The 15,617-nt window shown below is 63.4% G+C and carries 14 protein-coding genes; all 14 read left to right on the plus strand.

What is annotated here, in order from left to right:
* The first annotated feature begins 9 nt into the window (after nt 1-9).
* The 14 genes from gspE (at nt 10) to WDB66_RS04060 (ending at nt 15,515) form a co-directional block, all read left to right on the plus strand.
* Nucleotides 10-1,725 carry a type II secretion system ATPase GspE gene (gene gspE / locus WDB66_RS03995; protein WP_339397500.1) on the plus strand — a complete coding sequence of 572 codons (1,716 nt, stop codon included), beginning with the start codon at nt 10-12 and terminating at the stop codon, nt 1,723-1,725.
* Between the two features lie 174 nt (nt 1,726-1,899).
* Nucleotides 1,900-3,114, plus strand: coding sequence for a type II secretion system inner membrane protein GspF (gene gspF, locus WDB66_RS04000; RefSeq protein ID WP_339397252.1), 1,215 nt, complete (start codon nt 1,900-1,902; stop codon nt 3,112-3,114).
* A 99-nt stretch (nt 3,115-3,213) separates the two neighbouring features.
* The gene (gspG, locus tag WDB66_RS04005; protein WP_339397253.1) at nt 3,214-3,645 is read left to right on the plus strand and encodes a type II secretion system major pseudopilin GspG; all 432 of its coding nucleotides are present in this window, start codon (nt 3,214-3,216) and stop codon (nt 3,643-3,645) included.
* 56 nt (nt 3,646-3,701) lie between these two features.
* Complete coding sequence (locus WDB66_RS04010; protein WP_339397254.1) at nt 3,702-4,154, plus strand: GspH/FimT family pseudopilin; 453 nt, start codon at nt 3,702-3,704, stop codon at nt 4,152-4,154.
* A 1-nt stretch (nt 4,155) separates the two neighbouring features.
* Nucleotides 4,156-4,596, plus strand: coding sequence for a type IV pilus modification PilV family protein (locus tag WDB66_RS04015; RefSeq protein ID WP_339397255.1), 441 nt, complete (start codon nt 4,156-4,158; stop codon nt 4,594-4,596).
* Between the two features lie 44 nt (nt 4,597-4,640).
* A complete protein-coding gene (locus WDB66_RS04020) occupies nt 4,641-5,597 on the plus strand; it encodes a prepilin-type N-terminal cleavage/methylation domain-containing protein (protein ID WP_339397256.1) in 957 nt (318 codons plus the stop codon).
* The gene (locus WDB66_RS04025) at nt 5,594-6,499 is read left to right on the plus strand and encodes a type II secretion system minor pseudopilin (protein WP_339397257.1); all 906 of its coding nucleotides are present in this window, start codon (nt 5,594-5,596) and stop codon (nt 6,497-6,499) included. The genes WDB66_RS04020 and WDB66_RS04025 overlap by 4 nt, the downstream gene beginning before the upstream one ends.
* 7 nt (nt 6,500-6,506) lie before the next feature.
* Nucleotides 6,507-7,655, plus strand: a complete 1,149-nt coding sequence (locus tag WDB66_RS04030) for a PilN domain-containing protein (RefSeq protein WP_339397258.1) — start codon at nt 6,507-6,509, stop codon at nt 7,653-7,655.
* Nucleotides 7,633-8,286, plus strand: coding sequence for a type II secretion system protein GspM (gene gspM, locus WDB66_RS04035; protein WP_339397259.1), 654 nt, complete (start codon nt 7,633-7,635; stop codon nt 8,284-8,286). Before WDB66_RS04030 ends, gspM begins: the two co-directional genes overlap by 23 nt.
* Nucleotides 8,283-9,023: a hypothetical protein gene (locus WDB66_RS04040; RefSeq protein ID WP_339397260.1), complete on the plus strand. Its 741-nt coding sequence runs from the start codon at nt 8,283-8,285 to the stop codon at nt 9,021-9,023. The genes gspM and WDB66_RS04040 overlap by 4 nt, the downstream gene beginning before the upstream one ends.
* Before the next feature lie 12 nt (nt 9,024-9,035).
* The gene (gene gspD / locus WDB66_RS04045; RefSeq protein ID WP_339397261.1) at nt 9,036-11,414 is read left to right on the plus strand and encodes a type II secretion system secretin GspD; all 2,379 of its coding nucleotides are present in this window, start codon (nt 9,036-9,038) and stop codon (nt 11,412-11,414) included.
* Nucleotides 11,411-11,854 carry a hypothetical protein gene (locus tag WDB66_RS04050; RefSeq protein ID WP_339397262.1) on the plus strand — a complete coding sequence of 148 codons (444 nt, stop codon included), beginning with the start codon at nt 11,411-11,413 and terminating at the stop codon, nt 11,852-11,854. The genes gspD and WDB66_RS04050 overlap by 4 nt, the downstream gene beginning before the upstream one ends.
* A gap of 226 nt (nt 11,855-12,080) precedes the next feature.
* On the plus strand, nt 12,081-13,883 hold the full coding sequence (locus WDB66_RS04055; protein WP_339397263.1) for a hypothetical protein: 1,803 nt from the start codon (nt 12,081-12,083) through the stop codon (nt 13,881-13,883).
* A gap of 438 nt (nt 13,884-14,321) precedes the next feature.
* Nucleotides 14,322-15,515 (plus strand): hypothetical protein, encoded by a 1,194-nt coding sequence (locus tag WDB66_RS04060; protein WP_339397264.1) that lies wholly within the window; start codon nt 14,322-14,324, stop codon nt 15,513-15,515.
* The last annotated feature ends 102 nt before the right edge of the window (nt 15,516-15,617 follow it).

Raw genomic sequence — 15,617 nt, forward strand, 5'->3', positions numbered from 1 at the left:
ATCGATGTGTTGCCGACGGCCGAAGCGCCGCAGTCGGCGGAGCAGCGCGAGGAACAGATCTGCCAGCAGCTGCTGGAGCGTGGCCGGCTCAAGGATGCCGACTTCGCCCGCGCGCGGCGCCTGCACGAGGAGTCCGGCGGCAGCCTGATCGCGTTGATGACGCGCATCGGTCTGGTGTCCGAGCGCGATGTGGCAGAAGCCAGCGCCGAGGTGTTCGGTCTGCCGCTGCTGGGCTCGCGTGATTTCCCCGAGACGCCGCCGGCGTTGCAGATTTCCACGCGCTTCCTGAAGCAGCAGCACGTCTGTCCGCTGAGCGAAACCGAAGAGCGCATCGAGCTGCTGGTGGCCGATCCGGCCGATGATTATCCGGTCGAGGCGATCCGCATGGCGACCGGACGCGAGGTCGTGGTCAAGGTCGGCGTGCGTTCGGAGATTGATGACCTGATCGAGCGTTATTTCGGCACCGGTCGTTCGGCCATGGGCACCATCGTCGAGGATCTGGGCGATGGCTCGGAAGCCCGCGACGAGGATGATGTCGAGCACCTGCGCGATCTGGCTTCCGAGGCGCCGGTGATCCGTCTGGTGAACCTGATCATCCAGCGTGCGGTCGAGCAACGCACTTCGGACATCCACATCGAACCGTTCGAGAACCGCCTGAAGGTACGCTACCGCATCGACGGCGTGCTGGAAGAGGCCGAATCACCGCCTGCCAACCTCACCGCCGCGGTGATCTCGCGCATCAAGATCATGGCCAAGCTCAACATCGCCGAGCGCCGCCTGCCGCAGGACGGGCGCATCATGATCCGGGTGCAGGGCAAGGAGCTGGACTTGCGCGTTTCCACTGTGCCGACCTCGCACGGCGAATCGGTGGTGATGCGTATCCTGGACCGCGAATCCATCGTCTTCGACTTCAAGAAGCTGGGCTTTACCGACCAGTTCCTGGCTTCCTTCCTGAAGGTGCTGGAACTGCCGCACGGCATCCTGCTGGTCACTGGCCCAACCGGCTCGGGCAAGACCACGACGCTGTACACCGCGCTCTCCCAGCTCAACACGCCGGACGTGAAGATCATCACCGTCGAAGATCCGGTCGAATACCAGCTGGAAGGCGTCAACCAGATCCAGGCCAAGCCGCAGATCGGGCTGGACTTCTCGCACGCGCTGCGCTCCATCGTGCGACAGGACCCGGACATCATCATGATCGGTGAAATGCGCGATCTGGAAACCGCCAAGATCGCGATCCAGTCCGCCCTTACCGGCCATCTGGTGCTGTCCACGCTGCACACCAACAACGCCGCCGGCGGCGTCACCCGCCTGCTCGACATGGGCGTGGAGGACTACCTGCTGACCTCCACCGTCAACGGCATCCTGGCGCAGCGTCTGGTGCGCCGGCTGGAACCGACCCATGCCGAGCGCTACGAGCCTTCGCCGGAAGTGATCAAGGAGTTCGAGCTGCGCCGCTTCCAGCCCGAAGGCACCATCTACCTGTACCGCCCGGTGCCCTCGGCCCTGACCCCCACCGGCTACCTGGGCCGCACCACGATCATGGAATTCCTGGTCGTGACCGAACCGATCCGGCGCATGGTGATGAAGCACGCCGACACCAACGCGATCGAGGAAGAAGCCCGCCGCCTCGGCATGCGCACGATGTACGAGGACGGCTTGCTCAAGGCGATGCAGGGCGTCACCACGATCGAGGAAGTGCTGCGGGTGACACAAGAAAGCTGAGGATGGAGCCGGGATTCGGGAATGGGGAATGGGGATTCGCAAGAGCAGCATATGCGTTGCTTGTACGATCCAGAGCCCTCCAAACCTGATTCCACCCGGTAACCCCTGACTCCCCGATCATCCCGCTTCTACCAATCCCCATTCCCGACTCCCGAATCCCCGCCCTTACAGCCCATGCCCCAATTCCGCTACAAAGCACTCAGCGCCGCCGGCGATCAGATCGAAGGTGTGATGGAAGCCGCCAGCGCCGAGGAAGTGGTGGCGCGCTTGCAGGACGCCGGTAATCTGCCGCTGGATGCGCGCCCGGCGGACGAGGTGCGTGGTGGTGCGTTGACGGCGATGTTCCAGCGTGCGCCGATGAACGGGGCGCAGGTGCTGCAACTGACCCAGCAGCTGTCCACGCTGCTGGGCGCAGGCCAGCCGCTGGACCGCGCGCTGCAGATCCTGATGGACCTGCCAGAGACGCCGCAGGCGCGGCAGGTGATCGAACGCATCCGCGATGCGGTACGCGGCGGCACGCCGCTGTCGCAGGCGCTGGAGCAGCAGGAAAACGTGTTTTCGCGCCTGTACGTGAACATGGTGCGCGCCGGCGAAGTCGGCGGTTCGCTGGATGACACCCTCAAGCGCCTGGCCGACTATCTGGAACGCAGCAAGGCGTTGCGCGAATCGGTCATCAACGCGCTGATCTACCCGAGCATCCTGGTGGCGATGGTGTTCGGTGCGCTGCTGCTGCTGCTGGGCTATGTGGTGCCGCAGTTCCTGCCGCTGTTTGAGGACATGGACGTGGAAATGCCGCTGCTGACCAAGGTCGTGATGGCGGTGGGTACGGCGGTCAGCAGTTACTGGTGGCTGTTCCTGGCCGGCGCGATCGGTGCGCTGGTGCTGTTCCGCAAGCGCCTGCAGGATCCGGTCAAGCGGCAGGGTTTCGATGCCTGGATATTGAAGCGCGGTCTGCTTGGCGGGCTGATCGCACGGCTTGAAACCGCACGCTTGGCGCGCACCTTGGGAACTTTGGTGCGCAACGGCGTTCCATTGCTTACCTCGCTGTCGATCGCGCGCAACGTCATGGGCAACCTGGCCTTGTCCGAAGCGGTGGAGGTGGCCACCGGCGAGGTCAAGACCGGCGGTGGCCTTGCACTGGCGCTGGGACGCAGAAAGCTTTTCCCGCGCCTGGCCTTGCAGATGATCGCGGTGGGCGAGGAATCCGGCGAACTGGACACGATGCTGACCAAGGTCGCCGATACCTTCGACGTCGAGGTCAAGAACACCGTGGACCGCATGCTGGCAGCGCTGGTGCCGGCGATCACGGTGTTCATGGCGGTGGTGGTGGCACTGATCATGATGGCGATCCTGGTGCCGATCTTCAGCCTGACCAGCGCGGTCGGCTAGTGTGTTACGTGGAGGCATCGCCCGCGTTGTGCGGGGCGGCTGCCGGCAAATGTGTGGCATGCCGCACCCCAGCAATCCGACAAGTGATGGAATGAACCGATGAACGCAGAACGCAACTCCCGCATCGCGGCCCGCACCCAGCGCGGCTTCAGCCTGATCGAAATCCTGATCGTGGTGGCGCTGATGGCGCTGATCGCCGGCATGGTGGCCAACCAGGTGTTCGGCGGGCAGGATCGCGCCAAGGTGCGCATGGCACAGGCCCAGGTCACGGCGCTGGCCGGCAAGGTGTCGCAGTTCGAAATGGATACCGGCGCGCTGCCGCAGCGGCTGGAGGATCTGGTTTCGGCCTCGAACAACACCAAGGGCTGGCTCGGGCCGTACTCCAAGGAAAGCGAGCTGAAGGATCCGTGGAACACGCCGATCGAATACCGCACGCCGGGCAGCAGCTCGCCGTTCGAACTGGTCAGCTACGGTGCCGACCGCAAGCCCGGTGGTTCCGGCGTCAACGCCGACATCAGCAGCGACGACTGATGCGCGCGATCCGGCCCGCTTGCCGGGCCGGATCCGGTCCGTCCCGGACTCCTGCGATGCGATCCGCGCGCGGCTTCACCCTGGTGGAGATCCTGGCGGTCATCGCGCTGATCGCACTGGCGATGACGCTGGTCGCGGTCACCGTGGGCGATGGCCTGACCAATGCCCGGGTCAAGGGCGCCAGCCGTGATCTGGTTGCCGCGCTGCGCTACACCCGCGGCCAGGCAATTGTGAAGCGCGAATCCATGGCGCTGGCGATCGATGTGGATGGCCGCCGCTACCGCGCGCCGGGGCGTAAATGGGTCGAGTTGCCCAAGAACATGGAAATGGCACTGGAAACCGCGCGTTCGGAAATGGAAGCCGAAGGCATCGGCCGTATCCGCTTCTTCCCTGATGGCGCTTCCACCGGCGGCAATGTCGAACTGCTGCTGGGCGAGGTGGCGTGGCGGATCGAGGTCAACTGGCTGACCGGCGAAGTCGTCGTGCTCGAACCCCGGGATCTGAACTGAGATGGCCGCCTGTCGCCCCCGTTTGCCGCCACCGCGCCAGCGCGGCTTCACCCTGATCGAAGTTGTGGTCGCGTTCTCGATCCTGGCCGTGGGGCTGGGCATCATGATGCAGATTGCCGTGGGCGCGATGCGCCAGGCACGCAACGCCACCGAGTTCACCGAAGCTGCGCTGTATGCGCAATCGCTGCTGGACAGCATCGGCGTCGGTGAGCGGCTGGAGGAAGGCGGGGATTCGGGCGAGTTCGGCGAGCGCTACCGCTGGGATCTGGACGTCACCCCGTACGAGGCCTTTTCCGAAGGCGACGCCGCGCTGGTGCCGGAAATGGTGCCGATCACGCTGTACCGGCTGGATCTGGTGGTGCGCTGGGATCGTGGTGTGCACACCCACGAAGCGCACTTCGCCACGCTGCGCGCGCTGACGCCGGACGAGGGGCTGCGATGAAACGTCGCGGATCTGCCGTCATGAGACCGGATTCATCCGAAATCATGAATTCACCCGAGCGCTTCGCGCTCCCTCTCCCGCACGCGTGGGGGAGAGGGTTGGGGAGAGGGGGCGAGTGCCGCAGGCGCGAGTGCGTTTGTTCGTCGCCATCGCAAAAAGCCCCCCTTATCCCGGCTCCGCTTCGCCCCCGGCTTGCCGACGCGCATATCGGCAGGTGCTCACAGGATCGCGACTTCGCTGCTCGGAAGTCCTGTTTGCCACCCGTCAGTGGGGGCGAGCGAGCGATTCTCTGCACCCGCAAAGCAAGGACGGCGATTCCCCGCACCGCTCGCGGATTCACCCTGCTCGAAGTGCTGATTGCCATCACCCTGCTGGCCTTGCTGATGGCGATGGCGTTCGGAACGCTGCGCGGTGCGGTCGGGGCCACGCGCAGCGGCGAACGGCTGATTTCCTGGACCAACCAGACCCGCACCGTGCAGGAATTCCTGCGCCGCCAGCTCGGCCATGCGATGGCGATCCCGTTCGAACGCCTGGAGGACATCGGCGAAAATCGCGTGTTCGAGGCCGACCGCAGCGAACTGCGCTTCGTCGCGCCGATGCCGGGACACCTGTCCAACGGCGGCCCGCATGTGCAATGGATCACGATCGCAGGCGACCAGCTGCTGTTCGACCACTCCCAGTTGAACGGCTTTGATCCGCTCGATCCGAAAGCCAACAATCCGCGCGATCCGGTGCTGCTGATGGAAGGCTTTGCCAGCGCCCATTTCGAATACCGCGGCCTGAACGAAGAGGGCGAACTGGACGACTGGACGCCCGACTGGGAGAACGTGCAGCAGCTGCCGCTGCTGGTGCGCGTGGTGGTCGAATTCGAGGAAGAGACCCGCAACTGGCCGGATCTGGAAATCCCGGTACTGGCCGGCAGCGCGATGCCGTCGATGTTTTCGGTCGGGCGCCCGCCGATGCGGGGCAACCGCCCGCAACCCGGAGGCGGTGACCGATGAGCCTTCCCGCTACTGCACCACGTCAGCGCGGGGTGGCCTTCATCATCGTGATCTGGCTGCTGGCGCTGCTGACCATCCTGCTGGGCGCGTTCGCGCTGATTTCCCGCACCGAAGGCATGCAGGCGCGCCACATGTACGACGCCACGGTGGCGCGTTACGCGGCCGAAGCCGGCATCAACCAGGCGGCCTATTTCCTCTCGGTGCCGGACCAGGAACTGCGCTGGATCCCGGACGGGCGCGAGTACCAGGTGGTGTTCGACGAGTTCGATATCCGGGTCAAGGTGACCGACGAATCCGGCCTGATCGACCTCAACGCCGCCGACATCAAGATGTTGACGGAACTGTTTGCCGGAATTGGCGTCGAACAGGACCAGGCCGACGCATTGGCGGCGGCGATCCAGGACTGGCGCGATGCCGATGATCTTGTCTCACCCAATGGCGCCGAAGATGCCGAATATGCCGCCGCAGGTTATTCCTGGGGGCCGCGCAATGCGCCGTTCGATCTGGTCTCCGAGCTGCTACAGGTGCTGGGCATGACTCCCGACATCTACCGTCAGGTGGAGCGTTCGCTGACGGTCTATGCCGGCCAGTCGCGGCCGAACCTGGCGTTCGCCCCGTACGAGATCCTTCTTTCGCTGCCCGGCATGACGCCGGAAATGGCGCAGCAGATCATTGAAGCCCGTCACGCATGGGATCCTGCCAGCGGCATGCCACCGCCACTGCTGCCCGATGGATCGCCGCTGATGGCGCAGGGCGGAACCGGCACGTATAGTATCGAGTCCCGCGCCACGCTCCCGAACGGAGCCTGGACGCAGGTGGATGCCACGATAAGGCTGGGTGGCGGAGGAGTCTCCGGCATGGCCTATACCATCCTGCGCTGGCAGGATGGCGACTCCTTCTGAAGAACCGATGCCCACGTTTCCCGACCAAATCTCACAGCCGCTGAGCCGCTTGGCCGCGCGCTATGCGCAAAGCCCGATCCCCGGCTTCTTCGCCTGGTGGCTGGGCGAACTGCGCGCCTGCCTGCCGCTGCGCTGGCGGCAGCGTTTCCGCGTCGCCGAAAGCCTGGTGTTGTTGCGTCCTGAAGGCGATGAACTGGTCGTCCTGCACCAGCACGACGGCCTGCGCGAGGAACTGGGGCGGCTGTCGACCACGCCGCCGGAAGCGCTGCCTGCCGGTCTGAACGCCTTGCTCGGCGAGGACCGCCGTGAACTGCGCCGCGTGCTGCTGGTGCCTGCTTCCTCGGTGCTGCGCCGCACCCTGCACCTGCCGGCGGCAGCGCTGGAGAATCTTTCCAGCGTGCTGGGCTTCGAACTGGACCGGCAGACGCCCTTCCGCGCCGAGCAGGTCTACTACGACAGCCGCGTGCTGCCCCACGCGCCCGATGCGCGCCAGGTGCCGGTGGAACTGGCCCTGGTCACGCGCGAACGGCTGGCGCAGGCGCTGGCCGATGTCGACGGACTGGCTTCCACCCTGAGCGCGGTCGACGTAGCGCAGGACGATGGCGCGCGCGCCGGATTCAATCTGCTGCCGGCCGAACAGCGCCAGCATCGCACCCACGCCTTCGGCTGGCTGATGGCCGGCCTGGGCGTGGCGACCCTGTTCCTGCTGTGGCTGGGCATGAGCCAGATCATCCACAACCGTGAGGAAGCGGTGCAGCGCCTGAGCGCGGATGTCGATGCCCAGCGTGATGAGGCGCGGGCGGTCACGCGGTTGCGCGATGAGCTGGACGGCGCTGCCGCCGGCGCCAATTTCCTCGCGGTGGAAAAGGCCAGCCAGCCCTCGATGCTGTTGCTGCTCGACGATCTCACCGCGCGCCTGCCCGATGACACCTATCTGGAACGCATGAGCGTGGCGCGTGGCGAAGTGACGCTGGCCGGGCAGAGCACCCAGGCCGCCAAGCTGGTCGAACTGCTGCAGGACAGCAGCACCCTGCGCGGTGCCGCGCTGAGTGGCCCGATCCAGCCCGACAGCCGTACCGGCAAGGACCGTTTCAACATCGTGGCGCAGTTCGGCGCCACCACGGAGGATGGCGATGCGCCTGATGCCGGACGCTAAGCAGGGCCGCGTGCTGGCGGTGGTGTTGCTGCTGATCACCCTGATCCTGGTCTATCTGATCGGGGTGCACTGGTGGTTTGTCGCGCCGTTGTCGCAGTACCGCCAGGAAATGATCGACCTGCGCGAAGAGGAGGCCCGCTTCCGCGCCATCGCCCAACAGCGTGATGCGATCCGCGAAGCGCTGGCCCAGGTGCGTGAATTCGAGAGCAGCAACCCCGGTTTCCTGACCGAAGCCAATTTCGATCTGGCCGCTTCCGGCCTGATCCAGCGCCTGCAGGAGCAGGTCGACGTATTGCAGGCCGGCGATCGCTGCAGCGTGGTCAGCCGTACCCCGTTCCGCGGCAACGCGCCGGGACAGGGCGGGCGCGGCAGCAATGCCTCGGACAGTCCGTTCGAACGTGTCACCGTCAAGGTGCGCCTGCGCTGTGAAATGGAGCATTTCGGTCCGCTGCTGTACGGGCTGGAAAGCGGCAGCCCGCAGCTGTTCGTCAGCGAGCTGACGATCACCGGCCGCCGCGCCGCGCCTGGCGGCCGGGCGCGCTCACGCAACCAGCCCGCCAATGCGGGTTATCTGGATATCGCGTTCGACATGTACGGCTATCTGCGCCGCACACCCGGAGGTGGCGCATGAACCTGCCACAGCTGACCTCCAGCCAGCGCCTGCCGGCCCTGCTGATGGCCGTGGTGGCATTGTGGGCGCTGTTGTTCGCGATCGCCGGCATGGCCGGTCTGGGTGGGCGCTATCGGCTGCATCCGGATGATCCCGGCCGTGTGCCGGCCTTGCCGGCGCTGGATCTTTCTCAGGCACGCAGCCCCTTGCAGCCGCTGGAAACCTACGCCGACATCGGTGAGCGCCCGCTGTTCAGCGACGATCGCCGTCCGCTGCCGCCGCCGGAAGAAGAAGCCGTGGCTGAGGAGGCTCCGCCGCCTCCGGCCGCACCGCTGGATATCGCGGTGACCAGCATCATCATGACCCCGGACGTGCGCATCGCCATCGTCACCGACAACAAGACCGGCGCCAGCCAGTCGCTGCGCGTCGGCCAGACGCTGGAAGGCGAGCAATCGGGTTGGACACTTGCGGAACTGGAGCCGCGAAAGGCGGTCTTCTCCGGGCCGACCGGCCGCTCCAGCGTCGATCTCCGGGTGTTCAACGGCACTGGTGCCCAAGCGCCGTCGCCGGCTGCAACCGCAGCTGCTGCCTCTGGCGAAGAGCCCGGAGCCGCGCCCGCCGAATCGCAGGACGCAGCCGCCGACACCAGCACGGGCGAGCCGATGACGCCCGAATCCCGTGCCGAAATGATCCGCCGCCGCATTGAAGAACGGCGCCGGCAGATGCGCGAAGAAGCCGAACGCGCAAACAACAGGTAGGAACACAGCCCAGTGAACCCGAACAATCTTGCCGCCACCCGGCCCCTTTCCCCGACCCGCCGCCTGCGCCGGGCTGCCGGGCTCTCTCTTGCCACCGCGCTGCTGGTGCTGCTGGCCGGTTGCGCCGCGCGCGAGCCGCGCCCGGTCTACCGGCCGGTCGATGCCTATGCCGAAACCCGCCAGCAGGCCGCCTACCATCAGTCGCCGGCTGTCGAACAGGCCCGCGATGACGATTCCTCGGCGCCGCAGGAAGGGCCTGATACCCAGAGCCTGACCCAGATCGGCACCGGCAGCTTCATCAATGAAGACGTCGCGCGCCGCTCGCCGCCCGGCCCCGGCCCGGTGGGCGAGGTATCGTTCAACTTCGAAGGCGAATCGCTGCATGCGGTGGTCAAGGCCATCCTCGGCGACTTCCTGCAGCAGAACTACGTCATCGCGCCGGGCGTGCAGGGCAATGTGACCTTTTCCACCGCCAAGCCGCTGCGCGGCGACCAGGCCCTGTCGATCCTGGAAATGCTGCTGCGCTGGAACAACACCACGATGGTCTGGCAGGACGGCCGCTACACCATCCTGCCGGTGGCCCAAGCGCTGCCGGGCAACCTGACCCCGCGCAGCGGACCGCTGCAGAACATGCGCGGCTACGAAGTGCGCGCGGTGCCGCTGCAGTACATCTCCACGATGGAAATGGAGAAGGTGCTCAAGCCCTACGCCAAGCCCGAAGCCATCGTCAGCGTGGATCCGGCGCGCAACATGCTGGTGCTGGCCGGCTCGCGCGCCGAGCTGGAAAACTACCTGCACACCGTCGCGGTGTTCGACGTGGACTGGCTGGAAGGCATGTCCGTGGGCGTGTTCAACCTGACCCAGACCGAAGCCGCCAAGACCGTCACCGAACTGGAAAAGATCTTCGGCGAAGGCAGCAACACGCCGATGGCCGGCATGTTCCGCTTCCTGCCGCTGGAAGGCATCAACGCGATCCTGGTCATCACGCCGCAGCCCAAATACCTGGCACGCATCGAGGAGTGGATCGAGCGCTTCGATCTGGGCGGTGGCCAGGCCGGGCAGCGCCTCTACACCTATGACGTGAAGAACGTGAAAGCCATCGACCTGGCCACCACGCTGTCGGACGTCTTCGGCTCACCAGCTCCGACGCAGCGCACCAGTTCCGGCGGCAGCGTCGCGCCGGGGCTTGAATCGGTGCAGGTGCGCAGTGTCGGTTCCGATGGCAGTGTTACCCCGCCGAGCTTGCGCAACCAGAACACCCAGGGCGCCAACCAGGCCCGCCCACGCCGCCGCGCCGCAGATGACGGCCAGTTCGTCCCGGCCGTGGGAGACGGTGGCCCGGTTGTGGACGCCACCGGTGGCATCGCGCTGGGTTCCAGTGACGAAATCCGCGTCTCGGCGGTGGAGGAAAGCAACTCCCTGCTGGTGCTGGCCACTTCTACCCAGTGGGAGTCGATCCGTCGCGTGATCGAGCGCTTGGACACGATTCCTTTACAGGTGCACATTGAGGCCAAGATCATCCAGGTCACGCTTACCGAGCAATTGAAGTACGGCGTCCAGTGGTTCTTCGAAAATGCGGTTGGCGGCATCGAGGGTACCGGCACTGCCATGCAGGAGCTTGCCGGGAGTGCGCGTGGTTGGCGCGACTTTGCCGGTAGCATCACCACCGGCGGAATGGGCTGGTCGTTCATTGGTCCCAACGCTGCCGCAATCATCAGCACACTGGATTCGGTGGCCTCAGTCAATGTGTTGTCGGCACCCTCGGTCGTGGTGCTCAACAACAAGCAGGCATCGATCAACATCGGCAAACAGATTCCAGTCAACAGCCAGTTCTTCAACAGCAACATCGGTGGTAGTGGCACCCAGACCTATGTGCAGTTCCGCGACACCGGCATCACCTTGGACGTCACCCCGCGGGTCAATCCGGGCGGTCTGGTGTTCATGGAGATCGATCAGCAGGACAGCACCCCGGGCCCCACGGATGAGGCTGTCGGCGGTAACGTCTCGGTCGATCAGGCCAAGATCAAGACCGAGGTGGCGGTGCAATCCGGTCAGACGATCCTGCTCGGTGGTCTGATCAAGCAGACTGACAGCAAAAGCAGCAGCGGCTTTCCGGGATTGCATCGCATTCCCGTGATCGGTGCCCTGTTCGGTGGCAAGAGTCGGTCGTCTGATCGCCAGGAACTGCTGGTCATGCTGACCCCGGTCGTGATCAAGAACAGCGACGATGCCCGCCGCCTCACCGAAGAGTACAGTCGCCAGTTCCGCGCCCTGGAGCCGCTGCGCGCGCAAGGATTCGCGCCGGGCTCCGCCCCGGCCACCCAACAACCTCAAGTTGCACCGGAAGACTACTACCCGGCGCATGACGACCAAGGAGACTACCCGCAATGATCCGCCGCCTCATCCTGATTTCCGCCGTCACCGTGCTGCTCGCCGCCTGCGGCGCCAGCACCCCGGAACGCCCCGGCAGCAAGCTGGCCCCGGAAGAAGCCGTCGCCCAGCGCGCCCAGGAACGCTGGGATGCGATCATTGCCAAGGACTACGCCCGCGCCTACGAGTACCTGACCCCCGGTACTCGTGCCACAACACCATATGAAGGCTACGCGCGCCGCCTTCTGGGGGGGGTGGCAATTCGTTGGACCAAGGCTGATGTTGACCGGGTGGAGTGCACTGAGCCTGGGGTCTGCGAGGCCAAGGTGTACATCACCTACTTGGTGCGACCTGCGCAGATGGGCACGGGCAATCTGGAAGGCTACAGCCCCGTTTATGAAAAGTGGCTGCGCAGCGACGACGGACAATGGCATCACTTGCCCAGCACTACGGGCCGCTGATTTGAGACTTGGGTGTCTGCCGTGGCTACTGGGGCCTCCGCGGGCATCATTGGTAGAAGCAATCCGCAGAAGGGGCTTGGCGGATGTTGCATCGAATGGCGGGGTGTGCCTATACTCCCGCCTGCTGCACCTTGCTCAGGACTGATGGCAGTGGATCGCCGTGTTTTCTGTAAGGGTGTGGGCAGAAAAAAAAGCCCTGTGATCTGAAACTCTTAGGAGTGTTGTGATGAAAAAGAATTCGCTGACCACAGCCATCATCGCCGGTGTTGCCGGTGTTGCTGGCTTGGCGGGCGTGGCCCATGCCGTCAACCTTAACCCGGACGGTATCGGTCAGGTTCTCCTGTACCCTTATTACACCACCAATGGTGGCAACAGCACGCTGATCTCGGTAGTCAATACTTCCGATGTCGGCAAGGCTGTCAAGGTTCGCTTCCTTGAGGCTCTGAACTCGAAGGAAGTGCTCGACTTCAACCTGTACCTGTCCCCGTTCGACGTGTGGACTGCCAACGTCCATCTGGATGATGGCAAGCCGGGCATCCGTACTTCCGACAAGTCCTGCATCGCACCGAACTATGTGATGCCGGACCCGGCTACGGGCCAGGCTCGCTTCACCGAATTCCTCAACTACGAGTTCGAATACTGGCGTCCGGATCTGCTGGGTGTTGGCGGTCATGCCAACTCGCCGGTGTATAACGCAGCCCGTAAGAATCAGGGTCACATCGAAATCATCGAAATGGGTGACTTGGGTGGTCTGGCCCATCGCTATGCTCTGCATGGCATGCACGGCGGCGAGTGGAAGCCCGAGAACTGCGCATGGTTCGAGACCCAGTGGACCACCATGGGTACCCCGACCAATCCGACTTGGCTGAGGCAGAGTGGCGGTACCACCACCGATGGCAACAACTTCGGTCGCGGTCTGCACAGCGTCTATCCGCCGGGCTCCGGCTACTGGACCACTACCGTTCCTGCGGAACTGGAATTCAATGATCGCGGTGGTGCTGGCGGCATCTTTGGTTCGGCCTACATCGTGAATGGTGAGGAAGGCACGGCGTACAGCTACAATGCCGAGGCCATCAACGGTTTCTACACCATCAGCGATGCTGATACCGGTAATGCTGCAGATCAGAACCTTCACCATGCTCCGGGTACGGTGTATCCCTCGCTGTGGCAGGCTGCCAACTACTATGATGTAGGTACCAATACCTACTACTCGACAGCAACGGTCTTCAACGCGGCAGGTGAGTCGAACACGCTGGCGTTTGCTCGTTCTACGACCTTGCCTGCTCCGGATGCGGTTTCGGCGGTCCTGAGTGCTCGTCATATCATGAACGAGTATGCTGTCAATGGTATTACCAACGCCATCAGCGACTGGGTGGTGACGTTCCCGACCAAGCAGCTGCACGTTTACCGCACTCGCGGCGCCGTTCCTGCATCCACCTGCGTCACTGGTGTTCCGGGTCTGGCTCCCTTCAGCTGTGCTCAGGGTGCTGGCCTGAACGGTAGCGCCGGGGATAACGTCTTCACCGGCTACTGGCCTGAAGAGTTCTCGGTCGATTACTGGGATCGTGAAGAACTTGAGCCGAGCACCCCGCCGGATGTCGGCTTGGTGTCGCCGTTGCCGCCTCCGGGTCAGCGCGTTGTCTTGGCATTCGGTGCCGAGGCCAACACGCTCACCTTCATCGACAAGGCTCTGATCAGCGCTGAAGATGAAGAGAAGCTGGAGTACTCCGTACTGAAGGCTCCGCCGAGCTCGGGTGGTGGTTACTACCTCGGTATCGAGGAAAACTTCCATGCTGGTTGGGCACGTATCGGCTTCGATACCCAGTCTGTGGTCGTTCCGGCTCCGGCTGTCACGGTTCCAGGTGCTGAAACCACCGCCTTCCAGTTGAATGGTCTGCCTGTGGTGGGCTTCTGGGCCGCCCGGCATATCAATCATGCGGCGGGCGATGGCATCAGTGCGTACTACAACATCATTCACCGTCACCGCGTGACGCGTGATATCGGTGCTGCTCAGACGCCGGCGCCGTAAGTTGTAGTAACTCCTGCGGGGGGAGGTTTCCTCGCGGAGTCGCAAGGATGTACACAACATTGGGGCCTTCGGGCCCCAATGTTCTTTGTGAGGTTAAGCTTCCAGGCTCTTTGTGTGGAGTTAAGCTTTCAGGCATTGGGCATGTCGTGTCTCTGGCGTTGCCTTGTTGCCTCCCAGAGATAGGTGGTGCCAAGCAAGAAGTGGTTGCCGCCTCATGTGCTTTGTAGCAGCATTGCCGTACGCCGCCGGCTTCGACACAATCCAGTCAGCAGGCCTGTTGTTGGAAGCGGACTCGGCTAACGCAGCATTCCGAGGGTTCCATGTTCATCCTTTGGATGGACAGCTTCTGGCATCATCGCCCAATTCCGGTGCTCACGCTGTGGTCTATCCAGCATTGCTCAGCGTAAGTCAGTCATCAAACTTCAAGGAGAACTCGACATGATGTCACGCAACTTGCTGCTTGTCGCCGTCGCAGGCGTGATGGCAGGATGGCTGTCAAACGCCAATGCAGAGCCAAAGAATGTAATTCTTACTGTAGACGACGGCGAACTGATCGTCATCCCGCTTGATCACACAAAGTCTGCAGGCTTCAACAGCAACGGTGATTTTGTTGCCAGCTGTGACCTGGGCGATGGCGGGAAATGCCCAAATATCGGAAGCAGTGCTGATGGGGAGCTGCTCAAACCCAGTCTCACCTCCAGTGGCCCCAGCGGGGTGGTTGCCGCAAACGACACAACTTCGCGATTGCATTGGACGGTCGCCAATGCCCATGCATGCTACGGCTTAGGAGCCCAATCCGGGGTCAGTGGCTGGGGCGTGGTCTGGCCAGCATCGGCGACTTCAGGTACCGCCGGTAGTGGCTTCCCGCTTAGTGGCCTGACGAGACACGCTACTAATAACACGACCTACGATTTTACCTTGCGCTGTTATTCCGGTAGCAGTGCCACGGTTGGGGGTGATGGTGTGGTGGCCTACGAAGACTTCCCGCTATCCGTACAACTTGCACCGTCCGGCGGAACAACACCGCCACCGGCGGGTAACTGTGCTGCCTATCTGGCATCCCTGGGAGATCCAAGCGACCCTGGTTCACCACGTGCTCATTATGATGCTTACGATGCCGGAAAGCGTGGTTTTACATCGGCAGGTACATTCACGTTTACGCAGAAGACTGGTAGGACATTGGGTAAGGACGCAGGCTTGATTGCTAGTCCTCCCGTGCTGCCCGGATCGCTTTCAGATAATCAGTATCTGGCCTTGTCGTTTACCCTGCCAAATGCCAGCGAAGAAAACACCGGAAAGTTCAATGTGCAGTTTATGCCGCCTATCGGGGTAGGAAAAGAACATCGGGTTGTGGCAACTATTAGTCCCTGCCCCGGTGATTTCAGGCCCCGGGACCAGAACAGCACAGATCCTTATTTGACGACGTTCTGCCGTCAGCCTTACAGTATGACCGGATCCGTCAGGGGGAATACGGTAGATGACACCTTCAGGTGCAAGCTGCCAGCAAATCAGACGCTGTATATAAACATTGCACTAAGAGATCTTTTTTCATCAGGTGATGCAAGCACCCTTCCACCGGACGAGTGCTCCACGGGGCAGATCTGTGGAGCCGGTGCCGAGCTTCAAAAGTAATGAGGCGACACACTGTTGGTGATCCAATTCGGTTGGCCATCAACTAATGGCCCGCTGCCTGCTGTGATGGTTTCGTCTTGATGGTTTTGTACAGCGCCTTTT

This window comes from Denitratimonas organivorans, from assembly GCF_037478135.1.
In the GTDB taxonomy this organism is placed as follows: domain Bacteria; phylum Pseudomonadota; class Gammaproteobacteria; order Xanthomonadales; family Xanthomonadaceae; genus Denitratimonas.

What these genes read in the sequence shown, in the direction of transcription:
- gspG (WP_339397253.1), top strand. Translation starts at nt 3,214, where the DNA reads ATGAACGCAGAACGCAACTCCCGCATCGCGGCCCGCACCCAGCGCGGC.
- WDB66_RS04060 (WP_339397264.1), top strand. Translation starts at nt 14,322, where the DNA reads ATGATGTCACGCAACTTGCTGCTTGTCGCCGTCGCAGGCGTGATGGCA.
- WDB66_RS04055 (WP_339397263.1), top strand. Translation starts at nt 12,081, where the DNA reads ATGAAAAAGAATTCGCTGACCACAGCCATCATCGCCGGTGTTGCCGGT.
- WDB66_RS04025 (WP_339397257.1), top strand. Translation starts at nt 5,594, where the DNA reads ATGAGCCTTCCCGCTACTGCACCACGTCAGCGCGGGGTGGCCTTCATC.
- WDB66_RS04015 (WP_339397255.1), top strand. Translation starts at nt 4,156, where the DNA reads ATGGCCGCCTGTCGCCCCCGTTTGCCGCCACCGCGCCAGCGCGGCTTC.
- WDB66_RS04030 (WP_339397258.1), top strand. Translation starts at nt 6,507, where the DNA reads ATGCCCACGTTTCCCGACCAAATCTCACAGCCGCTGAGCCGCTTGGCC.
- WDB66_RS04040 (WP_339397260.1), top strand. Translation starts at nt 8,283, where the DNA reads ATGAACCTGCCACAGCTGACCTCCAGCCAGCGCCTGCCGGCCCTGCTG.
- gspM (WP_339397259.1), top strand. Translation starts at nt 7,633, where the DNA reads ATGCGCCTGATGCCGGACGCTAAGCAGGGCCGCGTGCTGGCGGTGGTG.
- WDB66_RS04050 (WP_339397262.1), top strand. Translation starts at nt 11,411, where the DNA reads ATGATCCGCCGCCTCATCCTGATTTCCGCCGTCACCGTGCTGCTCGCC.
- WDB66_RS04010 (WP_339397254.1), top strand. Translation starts at nt 3,702, where the DNA reads ATGCGATCCGCGCGCGGCTTCACCCTGGTGGAGATCCTGGCGGTCATC.
- WDB66_RS04020 (WP_339397256.1), top strand. Translation starts at nt 4,641, where the DNA reads ATGAATTCACCCGAGCGCTTCGCGCTCCCTCTCCCGCACGCGTGGGGG.
- gspF (WP_339397252.1), top strand. Translation starts at nt 1,900, where the DNA reads ATGCCCCAATTCCGCTACAAAGCACTCAGCGCCGCCGGCGATCAGATC.